Origin of the sequence: Kribbella sp. NBC_00359 (assembly GCF_036097425.1) — a bacterium.
Classification (GTDB): domain Bacteria; phylum Actinomycetota; class Actinomycetes; order Propionibacteriales; family Kribbellaceae; genus Kribbella.
On the sequence record NZ_CP107975.1, the window covers coordinates 1,313,075 to 1,328,965 of the forward strand.

Annotated in this window: 17 protein-coding genes; 10 read left to right on the forward strand and 7 right to left on the reverse strand. The window is 69.0% G+C overall.

Annotation, left to right across the window (positions count from 1 at the left end; translation table 11 throughout):
• Nucleotides 1-194: 194 nt before the first annotated feature.
• From OG876_RS06310 to OG876_RS06330, 5 genes are read right to left on the reverse strand one after another with little or no spacing between them, the layout of a single operon-like run.
• Entirely contained in the window at nucleotides 195-686 is a 492-nt protein-coding gene (locus tag OG876_RS06310) for a YkvA family protein (RefSeq protein WP_328523821.1), read from the reverse strand.
• 55 nt (nucleotides 687-741) lie between these two features.
• Nucleotides 742-1,680: a VWA domain-containing protein gene (locus OG876_RS06315; protein WP_328523822.1), complete on the reverse strand. Its 939-nt coding sequence runs from the start codon at nucleotides 1,678-1,680 to the stop codon at nucleotides 742-744.
• On the reverse strand, nucleotides 1,677-2,606 hold the full coding sequence (locus tag OG876_RS06320) for a DUF58 domain-containing protein (protein WP_328523823.1): 930 nt from the start codon (nucleotides 2,604-2,606) through the stop codon (nucleotides 1,677-1,679). Before OG876_RS06320 ends, OG876_RS06315 begins: the two co-directional genes overlap by 4 nt.
• Entirely contained in the window at nucleotides 2,606-3,592 is a 987-nt protein-coding gene (locus OG876_RS06325) for an AAA family ATPase (protein WP_328523824.1), read from the reverse strand. Before OG876_RS06325 ends, OG876_RS06320 begins: the two co-directional genes overlap by 1 nt.
• Nucleotides 3,589-3,783, reverse strand: a complete 195-nt coding sequence (locus OG876_RS06330; RefSeq protein WP_328523825.1) for a hypothetical protein — start codon at nucleotides 3,781-3,783, stop codon at nucleotides 3,589-3,591. The genes OG876_RS06325 and OG876_RS06330 overlap by 4 nt, the downstream gene beginning before the upstream one ends.
• Before the next feature lie 124 nt (nucleotides 3,784-3,907).
• Here OG876_RS06330 and OG876_RS06335 point away from each other — a divergent pair, with 124 nt between their 5' ends.
• From OG876_RS06335 to OG876_RS06345, 3 genes are all read left to right on the forward strand, one after another.
• Nucleotides 3,908-4,600, forward strand: coding sequence for a response regulator transcription factor (locus OG876_RS06335; protein ID WP_328523826.1), 693 nt, complete (start codon nucleotides 3,908-3,910; stop codon nucleotides 4,598-4,600).
• On the forward strand, nucleotides 4,597-5,856 hold the full coding sequence (locus OG876_RS06340; RefSeq protein ID WP_328523827.1) for a sensor histidine kinase: 1,260 nt from the start codon (nucleotides 4,597-4,599) through the stop codon (nucleotides 5,854-5,856). Before OG876_RS06335 ends, OG876_RS06340 begins: the two co-directional genes overlap by 4 nt.
• A 90-nt stretch (nucleotides 5,857-5,946) precedes the next feature.
• Nucleotides 5,947-6,378 carry a hypothetical protein gene (locus tag OG876_RS06345; protein ID WP_328523828.1) on the forward strand — a complete coding sequence of 144 codons (432 nt, stop codon included), beginning with the start codon at nucleotides 5,947-5,949 and terminating at the stop codon, nucleotides 6,376-6,378.
• Here OG876_RS06345 and OG876_RS06350 read toward each other — a convergent pair.
• Both OG876_RS06350 and OG876_RS06355 read right to left on the reverse strand, forming a co-directional pair.
• Entirely contained in the window at nucleotides 6,338-7,126 is a 789-nt protein-coding gene (locus tag OG876_RS06350; RefSeq protein WP_328523829.1) for a phosphotransferase, read from the reverse strand. The two genes, OG876_RS06345 and OG876_RS06350, sit on opposite strands and share 41 nt — an antisense overlap.
• Before the next feature lie 6 nt (nucleotides 7,127-7,132).
• A complete protein-coding gene (locus OG876_RS06355; RefSeq protein WP_328523830.1) occupies nucleotides 7,133-8,092 on the reverse strand; it encodes a sugar-binding transcriptional regulator in 960 nt (319 codons plus the stop codon).
• A 194-nt stretch (nucleotides 8,093-8,286) separates the two neighbouring features.
• Between OG876_RS06355 and OG876_RS06360 the strand changes: the two genes are divergently transcribed.
• The 7 genes from OG876_RS06360 to OG876_RS06390 all read left to right on the forward strand — a co-directional run bounded on the left by OG876_RS06360 (nucleotide 8,287) and on the right by OG876_RS06390 (nucleotide 15,891).
• Nucleotides 8,287-9,660 (forward strand): ABC transporter substrate-binding protein, encoded by a 1,374-nt coding sequence (locus tag OG876_RS06360; protein ID WP_328523831.1) that lies wholly within the window; start codon nucleotides 8,287-8,289, stop codon nucleotides 9,658-9,660.
• A gap of 84 nt (nucleotides 9,661-9,744) precedes the next feature.
• Nucleotides 9,745-10,725, forward strand: a complete 981-nt coding sequence (locus OG876_RS06365; RefSeq protein ID WP_328523832.1) for a carbohydrate ABC transporter permease — start codon at nucleotides 9,745-9,747, stop codon at nucleotides 10,723-10,725.
• Nucleotides 10,722-11,615: a carbohydrate ABC transporter permease gene (locus OG876_RS06370; protein ID WP_328523833.1), complete on the forward strand. Its 894-nt coding sequence runs from the start codon at nucleotides 10,722-10,724 to the stop codon at nucleotides 11,613-11,615. The genes OG876_RS06365 and OG876_RS06370 overlap by 4 nt, the downstream gene beginning before the upstream one ends.
• The gene (locus OG876_RS06375) at nucleotides 11,612-13,072 is read left to right on the forward strand and encodes a mannitol dehydrogenase family protein (protein ID WP_328523834.1); all 1,461 of its coding nucleotides are present in this window, start codon (nucleotides 11,612-11,614) and stop codon (nucleotides 13,070-13,072) included. Before OG876_RS06370 ends, OG876_RS06375 begins: the two co-directional genes overlap by 4 nt.
• A 10-nt stretch (nucleotides 13,073-13,082) precedes the next feature.
• Nucleotides 13,083-14,507: a xylulokinase gene (gene xylB / locus OG876_RS06380; protein ID WP_328523835.1), complete on the forward strand. Its 1,425-nt coding sequence runs from the start codon at nucleotides 13,083-13,085 to the stop codon at nucleotides 14,505-14,507.
• 25 nt (nucleotides 14,508-14,532) lie between these two features.
• Nucleotides 14,533-15,132, forward strand: coding sequence for a uridine kinase family protein (locus OG876_RS06385; protein WP_328523836.1), 600 nt, complete (start codon nucleotides 14,533-14,535; stop codon nucleotides 15,130-15,132).
• 96 nt (nucleotides 15,133-15,228) lie between these two features.
• A complete protein-coding gene (locus OG876_RS06390) occupies nucleotides 15,229-15,891 on the forward strand; it encodes a hypothetical protein (RefSeq protein WP_328523837.1) in 663 nt (220 codons plus the stop codon).

Genomic DNA, 15,891 nt, shown 5'->3' on the forward strand with positions numbered 1-15,891 from the left:
GTGCGAAGTGGCTGACCTGGCCCGGGACGCCGTCATGCTCGACGATCCCGCCGAGGCGATCGCCCAGGCCGAGCTTGTCCTCGCCGCCGCACAACAGCTGTTGAGGGCTGCGACTCGGCTCGCCCAGTCCGGGCGTCCCACCGACGCCTTGCAGCTCTTCGCCTACGAGCATCCCGAGGAGGCGGCCGCCGACATCACCGACTGGCTCCGCCGCTCCCCGGCTCACGACCCGGCAGACGGTCCCGCTCATGGCGGAGGTAGAGACCCGTCGCCGTCGACACACTCGTGAGCAGCCACACCGCCACACCCGCGTCGTCGGCCACCCCGAGAACGGGCAGCAGGTCCGGCAGGATGTCGATCGGCGACACCAGGTACACCAGCGCCAGTACCCACAGGAACATCCGGCGCTGCGGCAACTCCCCATAGGTCCCCCGCCGCGCGGCCCGGATCAACCGCGGCAACGCCTTTGCCCGGTCGACCACGTTCCCGACTGGCACCGGCTCGCCGCGGGCGATCTTCCGCCGCCGCACCTGCCGCCGCCGGACCACCCCCAGCGCACCGATCACCAGGCCCAGCACCAGCAGGCCCACTCCGACCCCGACAGCCGGCAGCCCGACGACATCCCCGTCCTCGAACACGAGCGTCAGGAGCCCGAGCAAGGCCAGCAGTCCACCGAAGTACGCCATCCACCAACTGTAGGGGTCCTCGGCCTTACAAGCCCGTCACGACGGAGCCAGGGGCTCAGGGTAGGCGTGAGAACCACAGGAGGGAGGCGAGGGCGGCGAGGAGGGCTGCGGCCAGGGCGGCTCCGGCGACCAGGTTGGTGATCTCGCGGGCTTCGGTGGTCCAGCCGATGGAGGACTGGAGGTCGGAGTAGACGTCCCGGAGTTGCTGGTCGCTCGCGGCGGAGTACGACGAGCCGTCGGTCGCGTCGGCGAGGCCCTGGAGCGCCTCGGTGTCGGCGGGGACCTGGATGGCGCGGCCGCCGAGGTTCACGGCGCCCTGCGGTGTCCCGTACGCGATCGTCGAGACCGGTACGCCGGCCTGCTTCGCCTCCTGCGCCGCCTCGTCGATCGGACGGCCGGCGGTGTTCCCGCCGTCCGAGAGCAGCACGATTCGGCTCGGCGGCGGGTCATCCGGGTCGATCGACCGAACGGCCTGCAGGCTCGTGAGGACGGCTTCCCCGATCGCGGTGCTGTCACTCAACTGCAGCCCGTTGATCGCGTCGACGGTCGCCTGGTGGTTCGTGCTCGGCGTCGCAACGACCGTCGCCGTACCAGCGAAGGACACCAGCCCAACGTTGAACTTCGCCGGCAGGTCCTGGACGAACTGCACCGCCGCCTGCTTCGCGACCTCGAACCGGTTCGGCGCCACGTCCGTCGCCGCCATCGACTGGGAGACGTCCATCGCGACCAGCACGGTGGCACGCTCCCGCGGAACCCGGACGTCGGCGACCGGGCGAGCGATCGCGGTCGTCAGGACCGTCAGCGCGGCGAGAAAGGCCACGGCCGGCGCGTGCCGGCGCCAGCCGGGCCGCTTGGGAGCGACCTTCTCCAGCATCGGGAGGGTCGCGAACCGTACGGCGTACTTGGTCCGGCGGCGCTGAACGACCAGGTACGCCGCGACCAGGGCGGCGACCAGCACCAGCAGCCAGAGCCACAGTGGTTGCTCGAATCTCATCGGATACCGGTCCTCCCGGTCGGGTGCCGCCGGACGCCGGCCCGGCGACGGGCGGTGGCGAAGGCGGCGACGTCGCGGACCCAGTCGGTGTCGGTGCGCAGTACGAGGTGCGCGGCGCCGGCGGTCCGGATGGCTTGAGTGGTCTGGTCGCGGTGGGCAGTCATCGCCTCGGCGTACCTGCGCCGCAGTTTGCGGCTGGCGGTCTGTATCTCTCGCCGCCGGCCGGTCTCCGGATCGACCAGGGTCAGCAGTCCGACCTCGGGCAGCTCGAGCTCCCGCGGGTCCAGGACCTCGACCGCGAGCACCTCGTGCCGCGCGGTCAGCCGGCGGAGTGGATCCGCCCAGCCGTCGTCCTGGAAGTCGGACACGACCACGCGCAGACCGGGGCGAGGGTGCTCACGGTTCAGCCGCGTGATCGCCCGACTGAGGTCGGTGCGCGGATACTGGCCTGGTGTTGCCCTAGGCAACGAGAGCAAGGTGCGCAGGGATCGGCGGAGCTGCATCGCGCTGGCGGCGGCCGGGAGCCGGCGCAGTTCGTTGCCGATCGCAACGCGAACACCCAGGCGGTTGCCAGGACGATCGGCCAGCAGACCGACCGCGCCGACCACTGCGATGGCGAGATCGCGCTTCTCACTCAGCGCGGTGCCGAAGTCCATGCTCGCGGACGCGTCGAGCAGCGCCCAGGTCTCCAGTTCGCGCTCCGCCAACGGTGCCCGGACATGCGGTTCCAGCGACCGCGCGGTGACGTTCCAGTCCATCCGGCGTACGTCGTCCTGGCCCACCTGATACGGCCTTGCCTCGTTGGGTTCGCTGCCGGGACCGCTGCGCAGGCCGGTGATCTCGCCGTGCAGGAACCCTTCCAGCTTGCGCTTCACCGACAACTCCAGCGCGCGCAACGCCCGCTCCCGGCCCGCCAGCAGATCCATCACGCGGCCGATCCCTGCTCGTTGTCCGAGGGGACAACGTGTGGTTGCTCGATGGTGTGCAGGATCCTGGCGACGACCGCCCGTGGGTCGACGCCGTCGGCGAGGGCGTCGAACGTGAGGACCAGCCGGTGCGCCATCACATCGAGGGCGACGTCGTACACATCGGCCGGCAGCACATAGTCGCGTCCGCGCAGCAACGCCAGCGCCCGCCCGGCCGCGACCAGCCCGAGGGTGGCGCGTGGGCTCGCACCGAACTCCAGTACGCCGGCCAGATCGTCGATGCCGTACTGCCGCGGCTCCCGGGTCGCGTGCACCAGGCGTACGACGTACTCCGCCACCGCGTTGTGGACGAAGACGTCATCCGTTGCCTCCTGCAACTGAGCGACCTGCTCCGGGGAGAGCACAGCGCCGGCGTGCGGCCGGTGCGCGCTCATCCGGTGCAGGATGGTCAGCTCCTCGATCGGACTCGGGTAGTCGACCGTGATCTTCAACAGGAACCGGTCCCGCTGGGCTTCGGGCAGCGCGTAGACGCCGTCGGACTCGATCGGGTTCTGCGTCGCGAGGACCAGGAACGGCTCAGGCAGCTGGTAGCTGGTGCCGCCGATGCTGACCTGCTGTTCGGCCATTGCCTCCAGCAGAGCGGATTGCACCTTGGCCGGCGCGCGGTTGATCTCGTCCGCGAGGACCAGGTTGGCAAAGACCGGGCCGAGCTCGGTGTCGAAGCCCTCGGTCGACGGCCGCCAGATCCGCGTACCCATGATGTCGCCTGGAACCAGGTCGGGGGTGAACTGCAACCGGGCGAACTTCCCGCCGATCACCTCCGCCAGCGTCCGGACCGCCAGCGTCTTCGCGACGCCAGGCACTCCTTCCAGCAGACAGTGCCCACGTGCGAGCAGGCCGACCAGCATCCTTTCGACCAGGTGATCCTGCCCGACGACGACCTTCTTCACCTCGAACAGCGCCTGTTCGAGAGTTGCCGCGGTCATGCGTCACCAGACGGGTTGCCGCCGCTCTTCTCCGGGCAATCAGTCGTCGGCGACGGCGTGGTGGCGTCGTTGTCGACCCTGACGTAGCCCTGCTCGGGTGCCGGGTCGTCGGTCGCGGCGTACGCGACTCCGCCCGCGCCGAGCGCCGCGACCACTATTGCCCCGCCGAGAACCAACCGCTTGACGTTCATCGCAGCTCCTTCGATCGATGGATCCACAGCTCATCAAGAAGGTGCGAAAACGACCGGAAAGGAGAGCGAAAGTCCGCCGAAAGAGCAGACCTGACCTCGAGGATCGCCCCGCTACCTTGGTTGCGTGCGACTACTGGTGGTGGAGGACGAGGAAGGTCTGGTCAGTGCGCTGCGCTCCGGACTCGGCCGGGCCGGGTACGCCGTCGACGCGGCGACGACTGGGGCCGAGGCGATGGAGAAGCTCGCGACCACGGCGTACGACGTGGCGATCCTGGACATCACGCTGCCGGACACCAGCGGCCTGGACCTGTGCCGCGCGGTCCGCCGGGGCGAGATCGAGGTGGCCTCCGGCCGGGAGCTACGGGTGCTGATGCTGACCGCGCGCGCCTCGCTGGCCGATCGGGTCCGCGGGCTCGACGAGGGCGCGGACGACTACCTGACCAAGCCGTTCGCACTGGTCGAACTGCTCGCCCGGATCCGCGCGCTGCTCCGTCGCGACGTCACGAACGGCAGCACGCAGTTGCACGTCGGCGACCTCGTCCTGGACTCGTCCCGCCACCTCGCGACCCGGGGCGGCCGCGAACTCCCGCTGACGTTGAAGGAGTTCGGCGTACTGCGTTATCTGATGTCGCGGCCTGGACACGTCGTCTCGGCGGAGGAACTGCTCGAGCACGTCTGGGACGAGAACGCGGACCCGTTCACCCAGAGCGTCCGGGTGACCGTCGGCACCCTTCGCCGCAAGCTCACCCAGAACGGCGAGGAGCCCGTCCTGGAAACCGTGATCGGCCGGGGCTACCGGCTCCGAGGTGACTCATGAAGCTCAAGCGCCCGCCGTGGACCCAGACGATCCGGTTCCGCCTCACGCTGACGTATTCCGCCGTACTGATCGCGTTGTCGGCGTTGCTGCTGGGTGGGGTGTACCTCGCGCTGTCGCAGATCCTCGATCCCAAGCCGCTGAACCAGATCGAGGTCCAGAAGTACTACAAGGACCACGAGGGCAACCTTCATCTCAAGCAGGGTCAGGTGATCCAGGCCGCCGAGATCTCCAGCTTCCAGTCCGCGGTGAACTACCAGACCCTGCAGAGCCTGCGGAACTACTCGGTCGCGGGCATGGCCGGTCTCTTCCTGGTCAGTCTCGGCACCGGCTGGTGGTTGTCGGGCCGAGTACTCCGGCCGGTACGACGGATCACCACGACAGCGCAGGAGATCTCGGCGACCGACCTGTCCCGCCGGATCGCTTTGGACGGACCGCATGACGAACTGCGGAACCTGGCCGACACCGTCGACGACATGCTCGGCCGGCTCGAGTCGGCGTTCGTGGCGCAACGCCAGCTGGTCGACGATGCGTCGCACGAGTTGCGCAATCCGCTGGCGGTGATCCAGGCGAACGTCGACGCCGTACTCGCGCACGACGACACGCCACCGGAGGATCGCGCGCAGGCGACCGCGATCGTGAGCCGGGCGATCCAGCGGATGACGCGGCTGGTCGAGGATCTGCTCGCGTCGGCGCGACGGTCGTCGCCGGCGTTCGTCGACGCGGACGTGGACCTCGCCGCGATCGCGGGTGAGGCTGCCGAGGAGTACGAACTGCTCGCGGCCGATCGCGAGCTTCACGTCGTACGACGGCTCGCACCCGGACCGACCGCGGCCGGGGACGCGTCGGCGCTCCGGCGCGCGGTCGACAACCTGCTCTCGAACGCGGTCCGGCTCGCCCGCGGCGGAAGCGAACTCGTCCTCGCCGTGGGGAGTCGCAACGGCTGGGCGTGGATCGCCGTCCGCGACGAGGGCCCGGGGATCGCCGCTGACGATGCCGATCGCGTGTTCGACCGCTTCTTCCGCGCCGGCCACCGGCAGCACCCGGCGACCGTCCCCTCTACCGGCGAACGCCGAGCCGGCCTCGGCCTGGCGATCGTCCGCCAGATCGCCGAATCCCACGGCGGCACCGTCGCCCTGCACTCCGAACTAGGCGTCGGCAGCACCTTCGTCCTCTGGCTCCCCGAACGCTCCCTCACCAACACCACCCGCCGATCCCCCACCCCACCCCCCGAAGACCCCCTCGGCCCCCGCTCCTAACCCGATCTCCGCGGCCGTCTGGCGTGGTTGGTAACGCTCGGGCGCGGTGGGCCGATAACCGGGCACACCGCCCGATCACCTGGAGACCGCGTGCCGAAGCTGAAGTTGGGTGCTGTGGTCTATGGGATCGTGGCTGTCGTCTGGGCCGTCGGTATCGTCCTGACCCTTCGGCACTACGGCCCGTATGCCGAGGTCGATGGCGCACCAATTGCCGCAACGGTCGTCGTGCTCGCGGCAACGGCTTTGCTGTTGGCGGTCGGCGCGGTGACCCGGCGTGGCCTCATCGCCGACGACGGACCGTGGATCTGCCGGAACGGCTGGATGGTGCTGTTCGGGTTGACCGCCGCTGGTTGGGTCGTTGCGTTTCTGAGCAAGCAGGACGTCCCGATGTGGCCGACAGGCCCTACCGCGTTCCTCCCCCATTTCATCCGCAGGCTGCAGGAGTCGTACTACGACGGCGTTGCCGAGGCGGAGCGGGAACTTACAGCAGCGCCTGACGAAGTGCGTGGGCCTGGGTCTTGAACCAGTGGTTGGTTCGGTCGGTGAGTTCGGCTTCGCCGGTCGTCCAGCGTTGATGAAACCACGGGTGGCCGGTCTCGGCGCCGTGGCGGACGTAGTCCATGCACCAGATGTGGTTGTGCGCGGCCGCGTCGACCAGGCGGAGGCGGTCGGATCCGGTCAGCCCGTAGGCGTCGGCGAAGCGCCGGAGGCGGATCAGCGTGCGGCCTCGTCGTACGTCCGCGATGTCGGAGTCGGGCCGCAGCGGAGCCCACAGCCGGACTGCCGTGGCGACGTCCCACAGCGCCGACCCCGGGCCGGCCAGGTCGAAGTCGATCAGCGCGACCGCGACGCCGTCCCGGAAGACGACGTTGTCGAGGTTCGGGTCGTTGTGGCTGATCAGGCCGGACACGTACGCCGGCGGCACGGGCTCGGCCCACTCCAGCCCGGACGGCGTGAAATCGGCGACCGCTTCGTGGTACGAGCGCAGCAGAACGGCGACGCTGTCGAGTGCATCATCGGTCATCGACCACGCCGGGTACGGCGCGGTCACCGTCTCTCCAGGCAGATAGGACAACACCTCGCGCCCCTGCGAATCGACGCCCAGGAACGTCGGCGCACCGGTGAATCCGACGTGTTCCAAGTGCTGGAGCAGCGCATGCGTGGCGGCGCTGCTGGCGCGCAACGGCCGGCGGACGGTATCGCCGACCCGCACGACCAACCCACGGTTCGCGGTACCGCCGAGCAGCAGAGTCTCGACCTCGGATGGCATCGCCGGTCAGTGTGTCTCGTCCAGGAGCGCGTTCGCCAGGGGTGAGTGGGTAACGATCCCGTTGACCAGGCCGCTACGCACCGCGGCCCGAACCGCCTCGACCTTCGCCAGGCCGTACGGAATCGCGATCACCTCGTCGATCTTGTCCATCTGCTCCGCGTTGATCGCGATCACCCGGTCGGTCACCCGGCTCTGCACCGCTTCGCCGGCCGCATCCACGAACACCCCGGAGATGTCCGCGACCACCCCTTGCTTGCGCAACTGATCACAGGCCTTCTCGTCCATCGCGTCATACAGCGTGGACTGTCCGGCCGCCCACGACCCGAGCCCGACGACGGCCTTGGTCACCGAGTCGAAGTGGCCGATCGCCGCGGCCACCTCCGGCTGCTGACGCAATGCGCGCGCGGTGGCCGCGTCCGGCACGACCAGCGGCGCGTAGAAGAGGTACGCCGGTCCGCCCGACAACCGAGCCGTGTGCCGAACGAGCTCGACCGAGTTCGCCTCGACATCCGGCCGGGTCAGCGCACCGGTCAACTGCACAACGGGAACGGGAGCCAGCGTGGTCAGCTCCTCGGTCATCGCCGTGACCGCCCTGGCCCACGCGAGCCCGAGGACGTCTTCGGCCGTGACGATCTCGGACAACAGATCCGCGGCCGCCTTGCCGAGCTGGGTGCGCAGCGCGGCCTCGTCCGCCTCCGGGGTGTCGACGACGATCGCGCGGCGAAGACCGAGCGACTCCTGCAGCCGCGCCGACAGGTCGAGGTCGATGGCGCCCGGGTGGCTGATCTCGATCCGCACGAGCCCGCTACTGCGGGCCTGGTCGAGCAACCGCGCCACTTTGAAGCGACTCAGCCGGAACTCGTCGGCGATCTCCACCTTCGACCGGCCGTCGACGTAGTACCGCCGCGCGATCGACGCCGTCAGCACCAGCTGCGCCGGACCGACGCTACCCCCACTCGGCTCCATTCTGCCTCCACAGATTCAGCCCGCTCATATGAGCATGCCTGCGCCCTAGTGTTGCACACACTCTTGACAAGGCGCTCGGGCAACAGTTCACTCATGTATGAGCAGCGTGATGCTCATCTGAGCGAGGAAGAGCCATGCCCGAGAAGACGCGCGCGGCCTTCGCGAGAGATCAACATCAGGTGGAGGTAGCGGCTATGCGCAGCAAGGTCACGAAGTTGTGGACAATCGCCCTGGCCCTGCCGGCGGCTGCTGGGCTGGCGCTGTCCGGCTGCGCAGGTGCCGGTGGCGGTGGCAATGACAGCGGTGGTGGCGGCGGTGAGAAGTCCATCAACGTCCTCATGGTCGGCAACCCGCAGATGGTGGACATCCAGAAGCTCACCGCGGACAGCTTTACCAAGGACACCGGCATCAAGGTCAACTACACCGTCCTGCCCGAGAACGAGCTGCGTGACAAGGTGACGCAGGACGTCGCGACAGGGGCCGGCCAGTACGACATCGCCACCGTGGGCGCCTACGAGGTACCGATCTGGGCGAAGAACAACTGGCTGCACGAGCTCGACTCCTACGCGGACGGCGACGCCGGCTTCGACAAGGCCGACCTGCTCAAGCCGATGGTGCAGTCCCTGTCCGGTGAGGACGGCAAGCTCTACGGCCTGCCCTTCTACGGAGAGTCGTCGTTCCTCATGTACCGCAAGGACATCTTCGCGAGCAAGGGCATCACGATGCCCGAGCGGCCGACCTGGCAGCAGGTCGCCGACATGGCCGCGAAGGTCGACGGCGCGGCGCCCGGCATGAAGGGCATCTGTCTGCGCGGTCTGCCTGGGTGGGGCGAGCTGGGCGCCGCCCTGACCACGGTGGTCAACACGTTCGGCGGCACCTGGTTCACCAAGGACTGGCAGGCACAGGTGAACAGTCCCGAGTTCACCGAAGCGACCAGCTTCTACGTCAACCTGCTCAAGGCGCATGGCGAGGCGGGTGCCTCGCAGGCGGGCTTCACCGAGTGCCTGAACGCGATGAGCCAGAGCAAGGTCGCGATGTGGTACGACGCGACGTCGGCCGCCGGCTCGCTCGAGGACCCCAATGTCAGCAAGGTCGCCGGCAAGGTCGGCTACGTCTTCGCCCCCGTGAACAAGACCAAGGTCTCCGGGTGGCTGTGGACCTGGGCGTGGGTCATGCCGAAGACCACGAAGAAGGCTGACGACGCCGCGAAGTTCATGCTGTGGGCGTCGGGCAAGGGCTACGAGCAGTTGGCGGGCCAGAAGCTGGGCTGGTCGCGTGTTCCGGCCGGAAAGCGGGCCAGCACCTACCAGATCCCGGAGTACCAGAAAGCCTCCGCCGCCTTCGGACAGATGACGCTGAAGTCGATCGAGGAGGTCGACCCGACCAACCCCGGCGTGCAGCCCCGGCCCACGATCGGCATCCAGTTCGTCGACATCCCGGAGTTCCAGGACCTCGGCACCAAAGTGACGCAGGACGTCGCTGCGGCCATCGCCGGACGAGGCACGGTCGAGCAAGCGCTCGCGAACGGTCAGAAGCTCGCCGAGCAAGCGGCAGCCAAGCAGAAGTAGACCGCCCGGGGCGGACCGCGCCATCCGGTCCGCCCCCAGCCCGGGACCTCCGTCATCTGCGGAGGTCCCGCACCTGGAGGAACCATGACGGCTCTGGCATCTGAAGTGGCGCCTACCGCGCCGACGACCCAGCCCCCCACCGCGCGCGACAGGTGGCGTCGTAGGGGGCCGCTGCTTCCCGCGCTGGTCTTCACCATCATCATCACGCAGATCCCGTTCCTGCTGACGATTGCCATCTCGACGCTCCACTGGAACATCCTGCAACCCGGCGAGAAGAACTTCCTGGGGCTGGGGAGCTACCAGTCGTTCGCCGGGCTGCAGAACTATGCCACTGTCTTCAGCGACGCCAGGCTGAGGAACGCGGTGGTCAACACCGTCGTCCTGACTGCGTCGGTGGTGGTCATCAGTGTGCTGCTCGGGCTCGGGCTGGCAATCCTGCTGGACAAGCGGTTCCCGGGACGCGGGCTGGCGAGGACGCTGCTGATCGCACCGTTCCTGGTGATGCCGGTGGCTGCGGCGCTGCTGTGGAAGCACGCGTTGTACAACCCCGACTATGGCCTGTTCAACGGTGTCCTCAACTGGATCTGGCAACTCTTCGGTGCCGAGCAGGGGCCGACCGTGGACTACGTGTCGCGCTGGCCGATGCCCTCGGTGATCGCGGCGCTCGTGTGGCAGTGGACGCCGTTCATGATGCTGATCCTGCTGGCCGGGCTGCAGTCACAGCCCGGCGACGTGCTCGAGGCTGCGAAGATCGACCGTGCCGGCAGTTTCCAGACCTTCCGTTTCATCACGCTGCCGCACCTCCGGCAGTACATCGAGCTCTCCGCCCTGCTCGGCTCGATCTACGTCCTGCAGACGTTCGACGCCATCTACACGATCACCCAGGGTGGACCCGGGTCCGCCACGACCAACCTGCCGTACGAGATCTACCTGACCACGTTCCGCAAGTTCGAGTACGGCGAGTCCGCTGCCGCCGGCGTCGTGACGGTGATCGCCACCATCATCGTCGCCACCTTCGCCCTTCGCACCATCTCGTCGCTGTTCAAGGAGGAGATCTCCCGATGACCACCATGGTGGACAAGCCTCAGACGACCGGGCCAAGGACCAGCCGGCGCGGCCGGCGACGCGTGCACCAGGCCGAGCCGAGGAGATCGGGGTTTCCGTGGTGGGCAGTGGGCACCTGGATCGTCACTTTGATCTTCTTCCTGCCCGTTGCCTGGATGGTGCTCACCTCGTTTCACCACGAGGCCGACGCGGCAACGAACCCGCCGTCCGTGTTCGCCCCGATCACCTTCTCCAACTACAGTGACCTGTTCAGCCGTGATATCGGCCCGTACCTGATCAACTCGGCGACAGCCAGCATCCTGTCGACGATCCTGGTGCTGGTCCTGGCGGTGCCGGCGGCGTACGCGTTGTCCATCAGGCCGATCGAGAAGTGGACCGACGTGCTGTTCTTCTTCCTGTCGACCAAGTTCCTGCCGCTCGTCGCCGCGCTGCTGCCGATCTACCTGATCGTCAAGTACCTCGGGATGCTGGACAACATCTACACCCTGGTCATCATCTACACGTCGATGAACCTGCCCATCTCGGTGTGGATGATGCGCTCCTTCCTGGCCGAGGTCCCCTTCGAGATCCTCGAGGCCGCGCAGGTGGACGGCGCGGGCTTCACCCGCACCGTGGTCTCGATCATCACGCCCATCACGATGCCGGGGCTCGCGGCCACCAGTCTGATCTGTTTCATCTTCAGCTGGAACGAGTTCATGTTCGCCGTGAACCTCACCGCGGTGCGTGCCGCGACCTCCCCGATCTTCCTGGTGGGGTTCATCTCCAGCCAGGGCCTCTTCCTCGCCAAGCTCTGCGCAGCCGCGACCATCGTGTCGCTCCCGGTCCTCATCGCCGGCTTCGCGGCTCAGGACAAGCTCGTCCGGGGACTCTCGCTGGGAGCGGTCAAGTGACGGCGCTGACACAGGAGACGCTGGACAAGCTCGAGGTCGCCGTCCCGGAGTACGACCGTGCCCAGGTCCGACCCGGCATCGTGCATTTCGGGGTCGGCGGCTTCCACCGGGCCCACCAGGCGATGTACCTCGACCGGCTGATGAACGACGGCAAGGCGCTGGACTGGGGCATCGTCGGCGTCGGCGTACTCCCGCAGGACCAGCGGATGTACGACGTTCTGGAGGCGCAGGATCACCTGTACACACTGGTGATCAAGCACCCGGACGGGACCCTCGAGCCGCGGGTGATCGGGTCGATCGTCGACTACCTGTTCGCGCCCGACGACCCGTCCGCCGTGCTGGACCGGCTCGTCGACCCGGCCACCCGGATCGTGTCACTGACGATCACCGAGGGCGGGTACAACGTGAACCAGGTGACCGGTGAGCTCGACACCTCCGATCCCGGGCTCACCGCCGATCTCGTCCCCGGCGCCGTGCCGGTCAGTGTCTTCGGGTTCATCGTCGAGGCACTGGCCCGGCGGCGGGCGGCCGGGATCCCGCCGTTCACGGTGATGTCCTGCGACAACATCCCCGGCAACGGTCACGTCGCGCGGAAGATGCTGGCCGGCTTCGCCCGGCTCAAGGACCCGGAGATTGCCGACTTCCTCGAGACCGAGGTGCGGTTCCCCAACTGCATGGTCGACCGGATCACGCCGGTGACCACGGACGCCGACCGGTCCGCGCTGGCCGAGCGGTTCGGGGTCGAGGACGGCTGGCCGGTGGTGTGCGAGCCGTTCACACAGTGGGTGCTCGAGGATGACTTCGGCGGCGATCGGCCGCCGTACGAGGATGTCGGCGTACAGATCGTCGGCGACGTCGAGCCGTACGAGCTGATGAAGCTGCGGCTGCTGAACGCGAGTCACCAGGCGCTGTGCTACCTCGGGTATCTGGCCGGCTACCGGTACGCGCACGAGGTGTGCCAGGACAAGCTGTTCGTCGACTTCCTGCTCGGCTACATGGACGACGAGGGGACGCCGACGCTGCCGCCGGTCCCCGGGGTGGACCTGGACCGCTACAAGCACCAGCTGATCGAGCGGTTCGCGAACCCCGAGGTCCGCGACACCCTCGCGCGGCTGTGCGCCGAGAGCTCGGACCGGATCCCGAAGTGGCTGCTCCCAGTGGTCCGTGAGCAACTGGCGGCCGGGCGGGAGATCAAGCGCTCGGTCCTGGTGGTCGCGTCCTGGGCCCGGTACGTCGAGGCCGTCGACGAGGACGGGCAGTCGATCGAAGTGGTGGACCGGTTGCGCGACAAGCTGGTGGAGCGGGCCCAGCACAACCGCGAGGACCCGCTGGTGTTCGTCTCCGACCCGGATCTCTTCGGTGATCTCGCCTCCGACGATCGGTTCGTCACGCGGTACAAGGCCGCCCTCCAGTCGCTCCACGAGATCGGCGCCCGCGCCACGCTCGAGGCGATCTAGTCTGGGAGCCATGACTGAGCAGAGACTGGTGGCCGGTGTGGACTGCTCCACCCAGGCGACCAAGGTCGTCGTATGCGATGCCGAGACCGGAGCCGTACTGCGGGAAGGCCGGGCACCGCACCCGGACGGGACCCAGGTGGATCCGGCCGAGTGGTGGAAGGCGTGGGAGATCGCGTCCGACGGGCTGCTCGACGGAGTCGAGGCGATCTCGGTCGGCGGCCAGCAGCACGGCATGGTCCTGCTGGACGAGGCCGGCGAGGTCGTCCACCCGGCGGTGTTGTGGAACGACACCAGCTCGGCGGACGCGACGGTCGAGCTCGTCGACGAGCTCGGTGGCCCGGGCGCATGGGCCGAGGCGGTCGGTTCGGTGCCGGTGCCGAGCTTCACGGTGACCAAGCTGCGCTGGGTGCGCGACAAGGAGGCGGCCGCCCGGGCGGCGGCCGTCGTCCTGCCGCACGACTGGATGACGCAGCGCCTGGCGGCAGACCGGCACGGTATCGAGGGCATCACCACCGACCGTGGCGACGCGTCCGGGACCGGCTGGTGGTCCCCGGCCACGAACAGCTACCGACCCGACCTGGTCGAGCTCGCCTTCGGCAGGCAGCTCGCCCTGCCGCGCGTCGCCGGCCCCGCCGAGATCGTCGGCCGGACCGCTTTCGGTGCGGCCATCGCGGCGGGCACCGGAGACAACGCGGCCGCCGCCCTCGGCCTCGATCTGCAGCCTGGTGACGTGGCCGTCTCCCTCGGCACCAGTGGTACGGCGTTCGCCCGGTCGGCGCACCCGACCGCCGACCCGACCGGCCTGGTGGCCGGCTTCGCCGACGCCACCGGCGAGTACCTGCCGCTGGTCTGCACCCTGAACGCCGCCCGGGTGCTGTCCGCCACCGCGGAGCTTCTCGGCCTCGACCTCGATGCCTTCAACGACGCCGCCCTAGCCTCCCCCGGGAGCAACGGTCTGGTCCTGCTGCCCTACCTCGACGGTGAGCGCACACCTGACCTGCCCCACTCGACCGGCCTGATCTACGGCCTCACCCGCGCCACGATGCAACCCGCAACGATGGCCCGCGCTGCCGTCGAAGGTCTGCTCTGCGGTCTCGCCGACGCCGTCGACGCGCTCCGCGCGCAGGGCCTGCCCGTCCAGCGGGTCCTCATGCTCGGCGGGGCAGCCAAGTCACGTGCCGTTCAAGCGCTCGCTCCGGCGCTGCTCGGAGCGGAGGTCACGCTCCCTGAGCCGGCCGAGTACGTCGCCTTGGGCGCCGCCCGGCAGGCCGCCTGGGCGCTGTCCGGTGCGGACGCCCCGCCGACCTGGCACGTCCCGGTCGGCAAGCCCGAGCCCTCGGTCATGACGGACGCCCAGGCCGCCGAGGTTCGGGCCCTGTACGAGCAGGTCCTGACGAACACCCGGCCGTTGCTGTCGGCGCCGTACCACCAGTAGCCGGGGCGAGTGTCAGAATGCTCCGGTGAGTTCACGGGTGGTGCTGCTGGCCGGGCCGTCGGGGGCGGGGAAGTCCCGGCTGGCCGAGCAGGTGGCCCTGCCCGTGGTCCGGCTGGACGACTTCTACCGCGACGGCGACGACGAGGCGATGCCGCGCTCACCGCTCGGCATCGTGGACTGGGACGACCCGCGCTCGTGGGACGGTGACCGCGCCGTCGCCGCGCTCGAGCAACTGTGTACGACGGGCACCGCGGAGCTGCCGATCTACGACATCGCCGCCGACGGCACGGTCGGTCACCGGCCGGTCACCACCGCGGGATCCCCGCTGATCGTTGCCGAGGGCATCTTCGCCGACCAGATCACCGGTGCGCTGCGCGAGCGCGGCCTGCTCGCCGCCGCCATCTGCGTCCGGCACCACCGCCTGGTCACCTTCGTCCGGCGGTTCCAGCGCGACCTGCGCGAACACCGCAAGCCGCCGCTGACGCTGCTCCGGCGCGGTCTGCTGCTGCTCCGCGACGATCCGCAGGTGGTCCGCCGCTGCGTCGAGGCCGGCTGCGAACCCCTGCATCCCAAGGCCGCCCGCCGCCGGATAGAGACGCTTGTCACGCAAGCCCGGTCGGGCTGATTCCGGATCGTTCTCCTGGTGTTCACCTTGCTCTGATGGCATCTGGCTCGCAACCAGCTGTTGTCCTCGGGGCGAGTAGCCGGACGGAGAGGGACCGTGACGCGGACTGCGCCAGGAATCGCCGCTGTAGTGGCCGCGCTCTTGCTCGGCGCGACGGCCTGTGGGAACGACACCGGCGCCACGGGCGGCAGCCTGCAGACTCCCACCGCGAAGAAGTCGGCCCTGGCCGCGCCGGCGGACAAGAAGCCGAAGAGCGCCCTCGCCGGCCTGGTCGTGCTGCCCCGCGGATACGTCGACGACACCCAGAACTCCACCGGCCCGTTCACCGCGACCGCCTTCCTGGCCAGCTGGTCCGCCGAGCCCGCGACCGACCGGGCGCTGCTGCTCAACGCTGCCTTCACCGAGGGCTACCGCGCGACCCGGCTCAGCCCGGACAAGAAGAAGCGGTTCACCCTGCAACTGTTCAAGACCGGCTCCGTGGCCAAGGCGAGAGTCCTGCAGCGAGGCTTCTGGAGCCAGGAGACCCACGAGCGCTCGTTCGACGTACCGAACGCGCTCAGCGACGCCCGGGTCGCGTACGACGGCGGTCTCAACCAGTCCGTGGCCATCGCCGAGGTCAGCTTCGTCGTCGGCGCCCTGGTCGCCGAACTCAGCGTCCAGCAGACCGGTGCCCTCGGCACCGACCTCCGGCCGGACACCGGCCTGCTCACGAGCCTCGCCAAGGAGCAGCGCGCCCGCCTCACGGCGACCTCGAGCTGA

Excerpts from the sequence above, each read along its gene's own strand:
- OG876_RS06310 (WP_328523821.1), bottom strand. The coding sequence starts at position 686 with ATGGCGTACTTCGGTGGACTGCTGGCCTTGCTCGGGCTCCTGACGCTC.
- OG876_RS06315 (WP_328523822.1), bottom strand. The coding sequence starts at position 1,680 with ATGAGATTCGAGCAACCACTGTGGCTCTGGCTGCTGGTGCTGGTCGCC.
- OG876_RS06320 (WP_328523823.1), bottom strand. The coding sequence starts at position 2,606 with ATGGATCTGCTGGCGGGCCGGGAGCGGGCGTTGCGCGCGCTGGAGTTG.
- OG876_RS06325 (WP_328523824.1), bottom strand. The coding sequence starts at position 3,592 with ATGACCGCGGCAACTCTCGAACAGGCGCTGTTCGAGGTGAAGAAGGTC.
- OG876_RS06330 (WP_328523825.1), bottom strand. The coding sequence starts at position 3,783 with ATGAACGTCAAGCGGTTGGTTCTCGGCGGGGCAATAGTGGTCGCGGCG.
- OG876_RS06340 (WP_328523827.1), top strand. The coding sequence starts at position 4,597 with ATGAAGCTCAAGCGCCCGCCGTGGACCCAGACGATCCGGTTCCGCCTC.
- OG876_RS06350 (WP_328523829.1), bottom strand. The coding sequence starts at position 7,126 with ATGCCATCCGAGGTCGAGACTCTGCTGCTCGGCGGTACCGCGAACCGT.
- OG876_RS06355 (WP_328523830.1), bottom strand. The coding sequence starts at position 8,092 with ATGGAGCCGAGTGGGGGTAGCGTCGGTCCGGCGCAGCTGGTGCTGACG.
- OG876_RS06360 (WP_328523831.1), top strand. The coding sequence starts at position 8,287 with ATGCGCAGCAAGGTCACGAAGTTGTGGACAATCGCCCTGGCCCTGCCG.
- OG876_RS06365 (WP_328523832.1), top strand. The coding sequence starts at position 9,745 with ATGACGGCTCTGGCATCTGAAGTGGCGCCTACCGCGCCGACGACCCAG.
- OG876_RS06370 (WP_328523833.1), top strand. The coding sequence starts at position 10,722 with ATGACCACCATGGTGGACAAGCCTCAGACGACCGGGCCAAGGACCAGC.
- xylB (WP_328523835.1), top strand. The coding sequence starts at position 13,083 with ATGACTGAGCAGAGACTGGTGGCCGGTGTGGACTGCTCCACCCAGGCG.